Here is a 13,694-nt window from a genome sequence, read left to right as displayed (position 1 = left end):
GTCATTTTGCCGTGAGCGTTTCGTGTGTATCGGCCAATATTGGCTGGCTGTCCTTTTCCCGAACGGACCAGGATTTGGGCGGGGCGGTACGGGCGCGCAGGCGGGTCAATTTCCAGCCCGCGCCATGCCCGCCACCGTCACAGGCACACATCTGCCAGCGGCTGTCCACGCCTTGCGATCCGCCTTGTCCGGGGCAGAGCAGCAGCCCCACAGGGGCAGATGTGCGGCGGCCCGCGCTGCCGCTTTGGGCGGCCAGATGCAGGCGGCGCACCGGGGTCAGGGGCAGAGGGGTGTGAAGTTCTGCAATCACCAACGGGACCTGACCGCTGCGCAGGGTTTCCTCTGCCGTCCAAAGCGTATCCTCAGGGCTGGAGGTGTGGACCAGATACAGGCGGGACGGATCAATATAGTGCGCCAGCCCGGGTGCAAATAACGGATCACCGCTGCGGGGCGTGTGGACCCAGAAGATCGCCCCCTTGCAAGCCCGCGCGATGATCAGGGCGAGAGGCGTCCGCGCATCGCCGCACAGTTCATGAACCCGACCGCGGGTCAGGGCCAGATCGTTCAGAAACGGCAGCTCTGACAGGTGTGACATGGCGCGATGGGGGATCAGCAGGGTCATCTGGATAGATTATTATGTTCATGCTTTGTTCGCAATGACTTTTCCCTTGAGCCCCCCGAAGGGATCGGGCAGGTTCGCCAAAACGCGCGGGAGGTCATATGCGAACGAAACGGCTGGGCAGGTCTGATCTGGAGGTCAGCGAGCTGTGTCTGGGGTCGATGACCTGGGGCACGCAAAACACGGCGGCAGAGGCACATGCCCAGATCGATATGGCGCTGGGTCATGGTGTGAACTGCATCGACACGGCCGAGATGTATCCGGTAAATCCCTTATCCGCCGAAACCGCCGGGCGGACCGAGGAAATCATCGGGGAATGGTTCGATGCCACCGGGCGGCGGGAAGAGGTCATTCTGGCCACCAAACATGCCGGCGAAGGATACCGAAATATTCGCGATGGCGCGCCGATTACATCCGCCACGATCGCCGATACGGTTGAGGGGTCTTTGCGTCGGTTAAAGACCGAATACATCGATCTCTATCAATTCCATTGGCCCAATCGCGGGTCGTATATGTTTCGGAAAAACTGGAACTATCACCCGGAACATCAGGACCGCGACACAACGATTGACCATATGGAGGATGCGTTGGAGGCCCTGCAAAAGCTGAAAGATCAGGGCAAAATCAGGCATTTCGGCCTGTCCAATGAATCGGCTTGGGGCACAGCGCAGTGGCTACGCATATCCGACGCGCGTGGCTGGCCCCGTGTGCAAAGCATTCAGAACGAATATTCGCTGCTGTGCAGGCTCTATGACACGGATTTGGCAGAGCTGTCGGTGAATGAAGACGTGGGATTGTTGGCGTTTTCCCCGCTCGCGGCGGGATTCTTAACCGGGAAATACGCGCCAGACGTCACCCCGCAAGGATCGCGGCGATCCCTCGTGCCGGAAATGGGCGGGCGGGTTACACCACGGATCTGGGGCACGATTGAGGCTTATCGGGATATTGCTGACCGACATGGGCTGAGCTTGCCGCAAATGGCACTGGCTTGGTGCCGGACGCGGCCCTTTATGGGCACAGCGATATTTGGAGCGACCAATCTGGATCAGTTACAGGTGGCGTTGGGGTCGGTGGATGTTGGGATTTCTGATGCGCTGGTCGAAGAGATAAATGCGGCACATCGGGCCCATCCAATGCCGTATTGAGGCGAGATGGCGGTGAATTGCTGGGCCAATTGTAAGATTAGGGGCTTTGCCCCTCTGCGTCTGTGACGCATTCACCCCAAGGTATTTTAAGCGAAAGGAAGGCCAGTGATGGGCGAGAGAGTTTTGATCACCGCAGGAGGGGCGGGCATCGGGCGGGCCATGGCAGAGGCATTCAGCGCGGCCGGGGCTGAGGTGTGGATCACAGATGTGGTTGAGGATCATATCGCTGGCGTGGATGCTGGGTGGCGCGCCAGCCTTGTGGATGCGTCAGATGAAAAGGCAATGGCCGGATTGTTTCAGGAGATCGCTGACCAGTGGGGCGGGTTGGATGTGTTATGCGCGAATGCCGGGATCGCAGGGCCAACGGCACTGGTCGAAGATGTGGCGCTGGATGATTGGCGCAAATGCGTGTCGATCAATCTGGAAGGGGCGTTTCTGGCGGCGAAATATGCGGCCCCGATGATGAAGGCGGCGGGTGCTGGCGCGATGATCCTGACCTCATCCACCGCTGGTATTTTCGGATATCCCAACCGTTCCCCCTATGCGGCAGCGAAATGGGCGATGATCGGATTGATGAAAACCTTGGCGATGGAACTGGGCCCTTTTGGCATCCGGGCCAATGCAATCTGCCCCGGCTCGGTCGAGGGGCCGCGTATGGAAGGGGTGTTGGAGCGCGAGGCCGCCGCCAAGGGTATGACACGCGATCAGGTTTACGAAGGATATGCCTCTGGCACATCGATGCGTAGTTTTGTTGAGGCGTCAGACATTGCCAATATGGCGGTGTTTTTGGCCAGTTCGCAGGCGCGGTTTGTATCTGGCCAGATCATTGCCGTAGACGGACATACGGAAAACCCCGACCCCAAGGTTTAGTCGGTAATCTCTGCGCGCAACATGTGTAGCGCCTGCGGAAGGTCGCGGGAGGCAATTGTTGCCTCTCGTATCAGGTTGTCAAAATGGGTGCGGATGGCCTCCACCCGTTCCAGATCGCGGAAAACCAGATAGTTTCGACCCAGATAAAGTGCTGCAAGCTGGACGCCGAAAATGGTTAGTGGGGCGGAATAAAGTTTTCGGGCGTCAAACTGATAGATGCGCAGACGCGGATAAAGCTGATCGTGAAGCTCCGCCAACCTGTCGAGCTGTGCGATGCGATGGGTTAGGTCAAGTCCGCGATAATATCCTTCGCCATGGGCAAAAGAGTGTAACTCGTAAAGCGGCATTGCGATTTCATAATCCGAAGGGGCATTGCGCAGATAGTTTAGCGTATCTTCGGTCGCGCCAATGGCCTGATCAATCGTGCGCCCCAGATGCGGTTCGTATTCCCAGCGCAAAATGTCGTTGGTTTTCAGCAAGTCGGGCAGGGTGGCCGGGACGTGGCGGATTTTTTGCCCGGCGGCCTCTTTGTGCCAGATCAGCATTTGTTCGTCGACCATGGCGCGGGGGGCTTGGGTCAGGCTGACGGACGCGGCCAAAAGCTCTGCCACACGTTCAGGGCGTTCAGACAGACCCAAGAGCCAGTCGACTGAGACGCCAAGCGCTGCAGCACAGCCTGCGGCGACCTGCGCATTGGGCAATCGCACATTCACACCGCTGAGCAATTGCGAGATTGTCGAGCGATCCACGCCGACCGACCGGGCGAGGGAGCTTTGATTGTGCTCTGACAGCTCTAACCCGTCTTTCAGGCGTTGAGAAAACAGAAGGGCGCGTTGGCGTTTGTCGATATTTTGGGGCATTAGTTTAATATATTAAACATTGTTTCGTTTTGTTTCGCATTCCCTGAATACACAAAAACGTGATCTGGCGATAGGCCTGTATGTCGAAGGGGATCATAGTTTCATGGATACGAAGTTACGCACGTGGATCAAGGCGTTGTGCTGGCAAGCGATGGGCCTGACCACCATGTTTCTGGTTGGCTTTGTTGTCACCGGATCGATGTCTTCCGGTGGGTTGATCGCAGTGATCAATACGTTGATCGGGTTGTGTATCTATTTCCTGTATGAACGTGTTTGGAACCGGATTTCCTGGGGCAGAGCGGATGACCGGGGGCGCGGTGCGAATGTCTGAGAGCGCAAAAACAGTGCCCGCAATTGAATGGCCAACCTTGTTGCTGGTCATTGTCTGCTATGTGGCGTGGGTCTTGGGCACAACGCTGATCAGTGCGTTATCCTTGCCTGTGGGGTTTGTAGTGACCGTGCTGGCGATCACCCTGCATTCATCGTTGCAACATGAGGTGCTGCATGGCCATCCATTTCGCAATCGACGTCTGAGCGAGGCGCTGGTTTTTCCGGCGCCGGGTCTGATGATCCCGTATATGCGGTTTCGCGATACGCATTTGCAGCACCATCAGGATGAACGCCTGACGGATCCTTATGATGACCCGGAATCCAATTTTGTCACACCTGACGAATGGGCGGGTTATCCCGGTTGGAAACGGGCGGTGTTGAGTTTCAACAACACTTTGATCGGCCGACTGATGATTGGGGCGCTGATTTCGCTATATGCGTTTATGCGATGCGACCTGCAGGCAATCCGGCAGGGCGAGCGATCTGTCATGATGGGATGGCTGATGCATATTCCCGGTGTGGCGCTTGTTTTGTGGTGGGTGGTCAGCGTTGGCCAGATGCCGGTGTGGCTATATATCCTGAGTGCCTATTGCGGAACATCGATCCTGAAAATCAGAACTTTTCTGGAACATAAGGCACATGAACAGGCCGAAGGCCGCACTGTGGTGATTGAAGATCGCGGAGTATTGTCATTATTGTTTTTAAACAACAACTTTCACAGCGTTCATCATGCACATCCTGGGGTGCCCTGGTACGCGTTGCCAACGCTGTTTCGCGCCAATCGTGAGGCGTTTTTGGAACGCAATGGCGGATATTATTTTCGGTCTTATGCATCGGTATTTCGTCGGTTTCTATTCCGGCGAAAAGATCCCGTTGCACACCCCATTTGGCCCGTAAAGTAGCGGGTTTCTGCGAATAGGTCTGGACAGTTTGGCGTGCCCGGGGGAAGAACGGGCATGGCGGCTTGGGTCTATGTCACAATTGCTGCAGCGTTTTCGCAGAACCTGCGGTTCATGTTGCAAAAACAACTGCGTTCGGCGGCCTTGTCTACGGCAGGGGCGACCTTTGCGCGTTTTGCATTTTCGGCGCCACTGGTTTGGGTGCTAATCACGCTTTACGTCAACGCGCGTGGGGAATCCTTCCCGGCCATTCCTCAAGGGTTCTGGGCTTTTGCCTTTTCCGGTGGCTTGGCGCAGATATTGGCGACGATGTGTGTTGTGGCGCTGTTTCAGCATCGCAATTTTGCTGTCGGGATCACTTTTAAAAAAACCGAAGTTCTGCAAACCGCACTAGTCGGGCTGGTCGTGCTGGGGGAGGGGGTGTCCTCGCTGGCGGTGGTGGCGATTGCCATCGGATTTGTTGGCGTTGTGTTGCTGTCTGATCCCCCTGATGCGAAGAGTGGCGTGGGGATTGGGCGATATTTCAATCACGCTGCCGGATTGGGGCTGCTGTCGGGATTTCTGTTCGGGATTTCTGCGATCGGGTATCGCGGAGCCTCGCTATCATTGGGGTCCGAAGACGTGATCCTGCGTGCGGGATTTACGCTGGCGATTGTGACCACCTATCAAACGGCGATTATGTCGGCATGGATGGCATGGCGCGAACGAGGCGAGATCGCGCGCGTTCTGCGGGCATGGCGCGTGGCAGCGTTGGTGGGGATCACCAGCATGATCGGAAGTTTTTGCTGGTTCACTGCCTTTACCCTTCAGAATGCGGCCTATGTAAAGGTTTTGGGGCAGGTGGAGCTGATCTTTAGCTTTCTGGCCGGGATCATGGTGTTTAAGGAAAAAACCAGCCCAAGGGAAATCTGGGCAATGGCATTGATTGTCTTGAGTATTGTCGTGCTGGCCCTGGCGATAACCTGATCGTCAGATCGAATGTAGCGGGCTGCGGCCACCCAAACGCAAAAACAGGCTTTGTTCATCATCGTTTTTATAGAACGGGACCCCGCCTGTTTGCTGACCTGTGCGGGCAATCTCTGCAATTTCGGCCAGAACCACCTGCGTGATGAACGGCAGGTCATAGTTGCGCATGTCGCTTAACGCTACCCATTGCAGCTGTGACAGCTCATCAGAAGCGCGAGAGAAATCATCGGGATCGCCCTGAATGGCGCTGGCATCGGCCAGAAAGAACCTTGCATCGAACCGACGCGGACGTCCGGGTGGTGTAATGGCGCGAAAGACGAAACTGAATTCAGCGGCACTTGGGACGAAGCCGGTTTTGGCATAGCTGGCCCAGTCAACGGGCGGCGGCCTGGACCAATCCCCACGTTGCCCAAGGATCAGGCCGGTTTCTTCCCACATTTCGCGGATCGCGGCGACCTGTAGACCATGCACCAAGGACGGTTCGGCATCTTCGGCTAAAGCTGCGCAAAGATCCACCGACATGGTGTTTGCCAGAGGAATATCATGATCCCCCTGATCCACGGCACCGCCGGGAAAGACAAATTTGGATGGCATGAAGGCAGCTTTGGAACCGCGCTGGCCCATCAAAACCCGAGGGTTCGTTTCACCATCTCGCAAAAGGATAACTGTGGACGCGTGCCGAATGGCAGTTTTGTCGACCACGGGATCAGGCATTGGCAGCCCGGCCAAAACCGTGCATGCGTTTGGCCCATTGGAAACCGACAATGGCGCCTTTCAGGCGCGGTAGCAGGTAAAGTGATAGCGCCACACATCCGATGGACAGGACACTGGCCAAGATCAGTGGATCGGGGCGCAGCTGTGTGTACATAATGTGAATGATCGGGGCCATCAGATGCCCGACGATCAGGATGGTCAAATAGGCCGGGCCGTCATCGGCGCGGTGATGGTGCAATTCCTGTTCACAGGTCGCACAAGTTTCGCGCACTTTCAGATACCCGCTGAGCAAGGGGCCAGAGCCGCAATTGGGGCATTTCCGACGCCAACCACGCAGCATTGCGGGTTTAATCGCACGTTCGTCAGTGAGTGCAAGGGTTGCTTCAGCCACGGGGAGCTCCTGTTCGCATTGATGGGTGCAAGATAACGCTTGTGGTGCGCAGATAAAAGGGATGCTTGCATCGCCGCGTCGGCATGTCGCAAGTCGAAAAAAGTTTCAGCAATTGCGACGGAAATGTCTGGCTGGCCCGTTGAACAAGTATATGCGGGACAAAACCCGCAGTGACCTTGGATGAAAATAGGAGTTTACCATGTACAAGGCAGCTTTGTTGAGCGGATTGATTGTGACAGCGGTTTCGCTGGGTAGTGTAATGGATGCAGGTGCGCATGGGGGGCGAGACTCCATGTTGCCAAGCTTTACTGATCTGGATGCAGACGGGGATGGGCAACTGACCATGGAAGAGATGAAAAACATGCGCCAGAACAGGTTTCAGGCGGCTGATGCAAATTCCGACGGCATTTTGACCCGCGAAGAACTGACCGTCCACGCACAGGGTAAGGTCGAAGAGCATGTCGCCAGGATGCTGGAGCACAAGGACGCCGATGGCGATGGTGCGTTGAGTGTGGAAGAGTTGCAAAGCGGCCGGCACGCACATGGGGAGCGCCTGTTTGAACGGGCGGATGCGAACTCTGACGGGGCGATATCTGAGGAAGAATTCGAAGAGGTGATGATGCGGTTCAAAGAACGGCATGGTCGCAAGCATTCGAATTGAGATGATGAAACAGATGCAACGGGGCTGGATAACAGCCCCGTTTCGCGCATAGTCAGACCATAAACCGCAGACAGCCATGGATATGCGCGTGATCGATTTCGCAGAGCCAAAGTCAGAAGTATCTGATGACGCGTTGCTTGTGTCATTCGGTAATGGTGATTTGGTTGCTGCGCGATTGCTGACGGATCGGTTGGCACCGCGGGTGTTGTCTTATGCCACGCGGATGTTGGGCGGGGACCGTGCAGAGGCCGAGGACGTCACGCAGGACGCCATGTTGCGCTTGTGGCAAATGGCACCGAACTGGCAACAGGGGCAGGCCCGCGTGTCAACGTGGTTGTACCGGGTGGCGGGGAACCTGTGCATAGATCGGTTGCGCAAGTCCAAGCCAGAGCAGATGGATCCGGAGGCAGAGTTTCAGGATGAAACAACCGGGGTCGATGCCGATCTGCAGGATAAGGCACGTCTGGCGGCCCTGAACCGGGCGCTGTGGCAGTTGCCAGAGCGGCAGCGTCAAGCCGTCGTTTTGCGCCACATAGAGGGTCTAAGTAATACCGAGATCGCGCAGGTCTTGGATGTGGGAATCGAAGCCGTGGAAAGTTTGACGGCGCGTGGGAAGAGGGCGCTGAGAGAAAATCTGGCGTCACAGAAAGAGGAGCTGGGGTATCGCGATGACTGAACATGAACCGACATCACAGATGATGGCATCATCAGATCTGGATGAGCTGTTTAAGACAGCGCAGCGGCATCCCCCTGAATTGTCTGACGCGCTGAGCGACAGGATAATGGATGACGCGGCGGCGTGTCTTTCCCCGGTGCCGCGACGGATGGCAGAACAAGCTTCGATGTTCGACAAGCTACGCGCAATGTTTCACCCGATGGGAGGCTTGGGGGTCGCAACGGCGATGGCCTCTGCCGTTGTGGTTGGAATCTGGATTGGGCTTAAGCCGCCGATGACCCTTGAGGGCACTGAAGTATTTTATGGGGAAACGGATTTGTATCTGACAGAGATGTTCGCAGATCTTTCCTATCTGGCAGAGGATATGTGACATGAGTGAGCAAAAGGACGGAATGCCGAAGGCGCGGCGCTGGCCCAAGATATTGTTGGTCATTTCATTGACGTTCAATCTGTTGTTCGTCGGACTGGTTGCAGGTACGTTGTGGCGGGTGGGACCGCATGCAAAACATGATCGAGGAGATCGGTTGATCCCATTGGTCATGGCGTTGCCCAAAGCGGAACGTGACGTGCTGCGGTCAGAGTTTCGGGGATGGGTTGCCTCTCATCACCGTCAGGAAAATGCAGGCCCACAAGACAGGATGAAGCAGCTATTAGGGGTTTTGCGCGATCAACCCTTTGATGCAGAGGCCTTGCGCACACATTTTGAAGACACGGTCAATCTGCACGAACAACAGTTGCAGATTGGGCGGGACGCGCTGGTTGTCAGGATCATCGGGTTGAGCGATGCAGAAAGGGCGGCTTATGCGGATCGGTTGGAACGTCGCGCACGGCGCTGGAAAGGCGATTAAAGTCATCCCCGGGGTTTACATCTGATGCGTGGCACACACGATTTCGACCGGCGTTCTTCGCCCTGTAAAGCGCCCTGTCGGCCTGCAATAGAAGGTCATCTATATCGGTTTCTGTGTCGGTGATGGTCAGGCCTACAGATATGGTGACACTGATTTGCAGATCGCCGCTATTGATGGGCGCACATTCCACTGCGTGACGTAGCCGTTCCGCGACATATTCTGCCTGCTCTGGCGAGGTGTCTATTAGGGAGATCAAAAACTCCTCTCCCCCAATGCGCGCCAACAGATCCTCCGCCCGCAGATGTTGCTTCAGTCGATTTGCAACCTCTTTTATGATCAGATCCCCCGTTGCGTGTCCAAAACGATCATTCACCGATTTGAAGCGATCGATGTCCACCATCATGACCGCGATGCAGCGACCTGCAGCGACAGAACATTTAGTGCTGCGTTTCAGATGGGCGAACGCGTAACGGCGATTATAGAGGCCCGACAACGTGTCGATATTTGCCAATTGGTGTTCGTCATCCCCGAATTTTCTGAGCCGATCTGCGTTTTGCTTGCGCCGTATTTGCGCGGTGACACGCAAAACCAGTTCGCGCGGTGCGAAACCTTCATAAATCAGATCTGCGGCACCCACATCCAGCGCCACAATCGCATCCTGTTGCGCCGCGGGCGAAAAAATCATGATAAACGCGGCATGGCGTGTGGCCGTCGCACTACGAAGTTCGGATAGGATGCGCAGACCTTCCCCGGCGCGTTGCAGGTCGCCGGAAATGACAAAGACATCGGGGACCTGATCCGCAGAGGACAATGATAGAGCCTCTTCTGGTTCAAAGGAGCGCACACGCCCCCCTAATGGGCCGGAAAGCTGGTTTTTCCAGCGTTCCAGTTGAACATCATGTGTCGATATCAGACCCACATTCCCCGGGCGTTCAAACTTGGTCCGCTCTTCTGCAAATCCCAGCGCCCGACTGGTTGCGCAGCGAAGCCGAAGTTCATTCATTTTTGTCGCGGCTTTGCGCAGGCTTCGGACCCGCGCCAGCAAAATCAGTTCATCCACCGGTCGAACCAGATAATCATCAGCACCACATTCCAGCGAATTGATACGCTCCTCCGCGTCGCCCGGGTTTATGATCATGACAACCGGAATGTTTTTGAAGTCGCTATGATCCTTAAGGCGTTTGCAGGCCGTGTAACCGTCAATGTCATTCAATTGCGTGGACAGGATGATGACATCCGGTTTTAGTGCATGGGCCAGAGAGAGCAGTTCGAGACAGTTTCCGGTTTCGTTCACCTGATAGCATGCCATACTGAGTTTGAGTCGCAACAGGGTGCGGGTTTGTGCGTCCTGATCAGCAAGGAGGATGCGTCCTGGCATTGCGTTCTCTCAAACTTTAAATAACTTGTCAGCGTTATGTTAAGTTTTGCGACTCAATCGTTAACAAATCCTTGAAAAGGGACGTTTCCATGGGCAATGAAACCGCGGCTGCAGAGACATTGGCGTTGAAGGCTGTTTCGTGGCTGGTCGCGAATGAAGAGTTGTTACCGGTGTTTTTGGGCGCGACCGGCGCGTCAGAGCAAGACCTGAGATCAAGGATTGCAGAGCCGGAATTTCTGGGCTCTGTCCTTGATTTTCTTATGATGGATGACGCATGGGTGGTTGGTTTTTGCGATCAAGCCGGCACTGGTTACGATGCGCCAATGCGTGCACGCCAGCATCTGCCGGGTGGGGCGCAGACGCACTGGACCTGATCAGAGATGCGACAGGTTGGCCGCTTCGTCTTCGCGCAACCGAGATAGAAGCTGCAACAGCTTTGTGCGTTCTGATTCGGTGAGCTTCTGGCGGAAATGATCGGCGTTTTCCTGAGAATATGGCAGTGTCTCTAACAACAAGGCACGACCCTTCTCCGTCAATTTCACTTGCCGGGTTCGCTTGTCTTCCTTGCCTGACAGACGCTCTATCAACCCATCGACATCCAGATGCCGCAGGGCGCGTGATGTGGCGGTCCGGTCGATACCGACATAGTCTGCGATCTGTGTTGGGCTAGAGATATCAGGCTTGCTAATGGAAAGAAGCACAGACCAACTGGTCCGGTTCAGGCCGAATTTCTGCAGAGACTTTTCAAATTTCCTTTCGATCAGTCGCGCGGTTAGCGAGATCTGATAGCCCAGAGAATTCGTAAGATCGTAGTCAATCAATTTTATCATGGTTAAGTGGTATCGGTTGACGGCGACATTTTCAAATATGTTCTTGGCCCATCATACATTTCTATCTGGCGACGGCGATTGAATCACGCTACGCCTGTCACAATCGTAGGGCAGACGGAGGATGGCCTGTTGACCAGATATCGTGGGATTCTATTCGACAAGGACGGCACGTTGTTTTCCTTTTCTGAAACCTGGTCGGTGTGGGCGCAACGGTTTTTCATGGACATTTCAGACGGGGACCGGGACCGCGCTGTCAACCTGTCCGGCATCGTTGGCTATGATTTCGACAGTGCCAGCTTTGATCGCGACAGTGTCATCATTGCCGGAACACCGGGTGAAATCGCTGATGCCTTGGTTGCCGCAGCGCCCGACCTGTCTCGCGATCAAATTTTAGCGCGGATGAACCAACTGGCGGGCGAGGTTCCTTTGGCACGGGTTGTCGATTTAGAAGCGTTGCTGGCACGACTTGCCCGCCATGGTCTGAAACTTGGTGTTGCCACCAATGATGCAGAGGAACCCGCGCGCGCGAATGTGGAACAGTTGGGCGTGACAGGGCAATTCGATTTCATTGCGGGATTTGACAGTGGTTTCGGCGCAAAACCCGCCCCGGGGATGTTGTTGGCATTTGCCAAGCAATTCGACCTGGATCCTGCCGATTGCATCATGGTTGGTGACAGCACCCATGATTTGCATGCTGGTCGGGCTGCTGGGATGGCGACTGTTGCGGTTCTGACGGGGTTGGCCGATGAGGCTGAGCTGGGGCCTCATGCGGATGTTGTCCTGCCGGACATCGGCCATCTGCCAGATTGGATGAATCTACCAGAGTAAATTTTCACCTTTGACGGCCATGATTTCTGCTGTCTTCAAATGTATGCGACAATTATTGTCGTAAACGGACGCCTATTTGGATGCTTGCCGAGGCTTGATTGAATCAAGCATGGGAGGTGCAGATGGCAGATAAGACAAAACGTCGTCGATCCGGAGGTCGTGCCGGCAATGTTCGGGGCAGCGGGGCTGCTGCAGTCACTCAGATGCCATGGCGGGTGCCGGTCAATCCGGACATACCAATAGAGCCGCTGGATCAGGATGGGGTCGAGGCCATCCATGATGGTGCGATGCGTATTCTCGAAGAGATTGGCATCGAGATTCTCAACTCCGAAGCATTGGCCATATTTGCCGAGATGGATTGCATCATCGAAGGCACCAATGTCCGTATGGGCCGTGATACGGTGATGGAACTGGTCCGAAAGTCACCCTCAAGCTTTACCCTGACGCCGCGCAATCCAGATCGGGAAATCACGATTGGCGGCAAACATATCATCTTTGGTGGTGTGTCCAGCCCACCAAGCTATTGGGATATGGAAATCGGGCGCAAAGTGTCCGGGACCCGTCAATATTGCGCTAACCTTCTGAAATTGGTTCAGTATTTCAACTGCATCCATTTGGCCGGGGGTTATCCGGTCGAACCTGTTGATTTGCATCCATCAATCCGGCATCTGGATGTACTCTATGACAAGCTGACACTGACCGACAAGGTGCCCCATGCCTATAGTCTGGGGAAGGAACGGGTCGAAGACGTTGTCGAGATGGTGCGGATCGCGGCGGGGGTCAGCCACGAGCAGTTCGACAGCAAGCCGTATATGTACACCAACATCAATTCTACGTCGCCTTTGAAGCATGACGAACCAATGCTGGATGGCTGGATGCGGTTAGCGCGGCGCGGGCAGGGGTTGGTGGTGACCCCCTTCACGCTGGCGGGCGCTATGGCGCCGGTCACAATGGCGGGTGCTGTGGCGCAGTCGCTCGCGGAAGCGCTGATCGCGGTCGCCTTGGCGCAACATATTCGCCCCGGTGTGGCCTGCGCAATTGGGACGTTCACCTCTAACGTCGATATGAAATCCGGGGCGCCGGCCTTTGGAACACCCGAATACATGCGTGCAACCCAGATGACCGGGCAAATGGCGCGGTTTTATGGGCTGCCGATGCGGGCCTCTGGGTCTTGTGCCTCTAACGTGCCGGATGGGCAGTCAGTTTGGGAGACATCCAACGCCTTGTGGTCTGCGGTGCAATCGGGGACCAACATGGTTTACCATTCAGCGGGTTGGTTGGAAGGTGGCCTGATCGCAAGCCCGGAGAAATTCGTGATGGATTGCGAGATATTGCAGCAGATTCAGCGGTATTTTGAACCCGCAATCACGGCGACTACTCCGGGTGATATTGCGCTGGACGCGATCCGAGAAGTGGGCAACGACGGGCATTTCTTTGGTGTTCAGCACACGCAGGACCGTTATGAAACGGCATTTTATCAACCCTTCCTGTCTGACTGGCGCAATTATGAGGCCTGGGAACAAGCCGGCGGGATATGGACCGCAGAGCGTGCGCATCTGAAATACAAAGAAATCCTGAACGAATTTGAAGCCCCACCCATGGACGAAGCCATTCGCGAAGAGCTGGCAACATTCGTTGCAAAGCGCAAGGAAGAGGGCGGTGCACCGACGGATTTCTGA

The 13,694-nt window shown here is 55.6% G+C and carries 18 protein-coding genes; 12 read left to right on the top strand and 6 right to left on the bottom strand.

Annotation, left to right across the window (positions count from 1 at the left end):
- Position 1: 1 nt before the first annotated feature.
- Positions 2 to 622, bottom strand: a complete 621-nt coding sequence (locus AC2D8P_RS02785) for an ImuA family protein (protein WP_484700243.1) — start codon at positions 620 to 622, stop codon at positions 2 to 4.
- A gap of 98 nt (positions 623 to 720) precedes the next feature.
- Between AC2D8P_RS02785 and AC2D8P_RS02780 the strand changes: the two genes are divergently transcribed.
- Both AC2D8P_RS02780 and AC2D8P_RS02775 read left to right on the top strand, forming a co-directional pair.
- Complete coding sequence (locus tag AC2D8P_RS02780) at positions 721 to 1,764, top strand: aldo/keto reductase (protein WP_484700242.1); 1,044 nt, start codon at positions 721 to 723, stop codon at positions 1,762 to 1,764.
- Positions 1,765 to 1,872: 108 nt separating this feature from the next.
- Positions 1,873 to 2,634, top strand: coding sequence for an SDR family oxidoreductase (locus AC2D8P_RS02775; protein ID WP_484700240.1), 762 nt, complete (start codon positions 1,873 to 1,875; stop codon positions 2,632 to 2,634).
- Here AC2D8P_RS02775 and AC2D8P_RS02770 read toward each other — a convergent pair.
- Complete coding sequence (locus tag AC2D8P_RS02770) at positions 2,631 to 3,494, bottom strand: helix-turn-helix domain-containing protein (protein WP_484700239.1); 864 nt, start codon at positions 3,492 to 3,494, stop codon at positions 2,631 to 2,633. The genes AC2D8P_RS02775 and AC2D8P_RS02770 overlap by 4 nt on opposite strands.
- 103 nt (positions 3,495 to 3,597) lie before the next feature.
- Between AC2D8P_RS02770 and AC2D8P_RS02765 the strand changes: the two genes are divergently transcribed.
- The 3 genes from AC2D8P_RS02765 to AC2D8P_RS02755 are packed head-to-tail and all read left to right on the top strand — an operon-like array spanning position 3,598 to position 5,689.
- On the top strand, positions 3,598 to 3,825 hold the full coding sequence (locus AC2D8P_RS02765; protein WP_484700237.1) for a DUF2061 domain-containing protein: 228 nt from the start codon (positions 3,598 to 3,600) through the stop codon (positions 3,823 to 3,825).
- On the top strand, positions 3,818 to 4,726 hold the full coding sequence (locus AC2D8P_RS02760; RefSeq protein ID WP_484700235.1) for a fatty acid desaturase: 909 nt from the start codon (positions 3,818 to 3,820) through the stop codon (positions 4,724 to 4,726). Before AC2D8P_RS02765 ends, AC2D8P_RS02760 begins: the two co-directional genes overlap by 8 nt.
- Before the next feature lie 54 nt (positions 4,727 to 4,780).
- Entirely contained in the window at positions 4,781 to 5,689 is a 909-nt protein-coding gene (locus AC2D8P_RS02755; RefSeq protein WP_484700233.1) for a DMT family transporter, read from the top strand.
- A 3-nt stretch (positions 5,690 to 5,692) separates the two neighbouring features.
- On the opposite strand, the gene AC2D8P_RS02750 is transcribed toward AC2D8P_RS02755, so the two are convergent.
- The gene (locus tag AC2D8P_RS02750) at positions 5,693 to 6,403 is read right to left on the bottom strand and encodes an NUDIX hydrolase (RefSeq protein ID WP_484700230.1); all 711 of its coding nucleotides are present in this window, start codon (positions 6,401 to 6,403) and stop codon (positions 5,693 to 5,695) included.
- Complete coding sequence (locus AC2D8P_RS02745; protein ID WP_484700589.1) at positions 6,396 to 6,743, bottom strand: DUF983 domain-containing protein; 348 nt, start codon at positions 6,741 to 6,743, stop codon at positions 6,396 to 6,398. The genes AC2D8P_RS02750 and AC2D8P_RS02745 overlap by 8 nt, the downstream gene beginning before the upstream one ends.
- Positions 6,744 to 6,993: 250 nt before the next feature.
- Here AC2D8P_RS02745 and AC2D8P_RS02740 point away from each other — a divergent pair, with 250 nt between their 5' ends.
- From AC2D8P_RS02740 to AC2D8P_RS02725, 4 genes are all read left to right on the top strand, one after another.
- Positions 6,994 to 7,455, top strand: coding sequence for an EF-hand domain-containing protein (locus AC2D8P_RS02740; RefSeq protein ID WP_484700228.1), 462 nt, complete (start codon positions 6,994 to 6,996; stop codon positions 7,453 to 7,455).
- Between the two features lie 82 nt (positions 7,456 to 7,537).
- The gene (locus tag AC2D8P_RS02735) at positions 7,538 to 8,131 is read left to right on the top strand and encodes an RNA polymerase sigma factor (RefSeq protein ID WP_484700587.1); all 594 of its coding nucleotides are present in this window, start codon (positions 7,538 to 7,540) and stop codon (positions 8,129 to 8,131) included.
- Positions 8,124 to 8,501: a hypothetical protein gene (locus tag AC2D8P_RS02730; protein ID WP_484700226.1), complete on the top strand. Its 378-nt coding sequence runs from the start codon at positions 8,124 to 8,126 to the stop codon at positions 8,499 to 8,501. The genes AC2D8P_RS02735 and AC2D8P_RS02730 overlap by 8 nt, the downstream gene beginning before the upstream one ends.
- Position 8,502: 1 nt before the next feature.
- A complete protein-coding gene (locus tag AC2D8P_RS02725) occupies positions 8,503 to 8,979 on the top strand; it encodes a periplasmic heavy metal sensor (RefSeq protein WP_484700223.1) in 477 nt (158 codons plus the stop codon).
- Here AC2D8P_RS02725 and AC2D8P_RS02720 read toward each other — a convergent pair.
- A complete protein-coding gene (locus AC2D8P_RS02720) occupies positions 8,900 to 10,357 on the bottom strand; it encodes a diguanylate cyclase (protein ID WP_484700221.1) in 1,458 nt (485 codons plus the stop codon). The genes AC2D8P_RS02725 and AC2D8P_RS02720 overlap by 80 nt on opposite strands.
- A gap of 89 nt (positions 10,358 to 10,446) precedes the next feature.
- Here AC2D8P_RS02720 and AC2D8P_RS02715 point away from each other — a divergent pair, with 89 nt between their 5' ends.
- Entirely contained in the window at positions 10,447 to 10,731 is a 285-nt protein-coding gene (locus tag AC2D8P_RS02715; protein ID WP_484700219.1) for a DUF3572 domain-containing protein, read from the top strand.
- Here AC2D8P_RS02715 and AC2D8P_RS02710 read toward each other — a convergent pair whose 3' ends face one another.
- Positions 10,732 to 11,187: a MarR family winged helix-turn-helix transcriptional regulator gene (locus AC2D8P_RS02710; protein ID WP_484700217.1), complete on the bottom strand. Its 456-nt coding sequence runs from the start codon at positions 11,185 to 11,187 to the stop codon at positions 10,732 to 10,734.
- Positions 11,188 to 11,316: 129 nt separating this feature from the next.
- On the opposite strand from AC2D8P_RS02710, the gene AC2D8P_RS02705 reads away from it, so the two are divergent.
- Both AC2D8P_RS02705 and AC2D8P_RS02700 read left to right on the top strand, forming a co-directional pair.
- On the top strand, positions 11,317 to 12,015 hold the full coding sequence (locus AC2D8P_RS02705; protein ID WP_484700215.1) for an HAD family hydrolase: 699 nt from the start codon (positions 11,317 to 11,319) through the stop codon (positions 12,013 to 12,015).
- A 122-nt stretch (positions 12,016 to 12,137) separates the two neighbouring features.
- On the top strand, positions 12,138 to 13,694 hold the full coding sequence (locus AC2D8P_RS02700) for a trimethylamine methyltransferase family protein (RefSeq protein ID WP_484700213.1): 1,557 nt from the start codon (positions 12,138 to 12,140) through the stop codon (positions 13,692 to 13,694).

It is taken from the genome of Roseovarius sp. YIN77, from assembly GCF_057219155.1.
The sequence above is the reverse complement of the archived record's forward strand: the minus strand, read 5'-3'. Positions and strand labels throughout refer to the sequence as shown.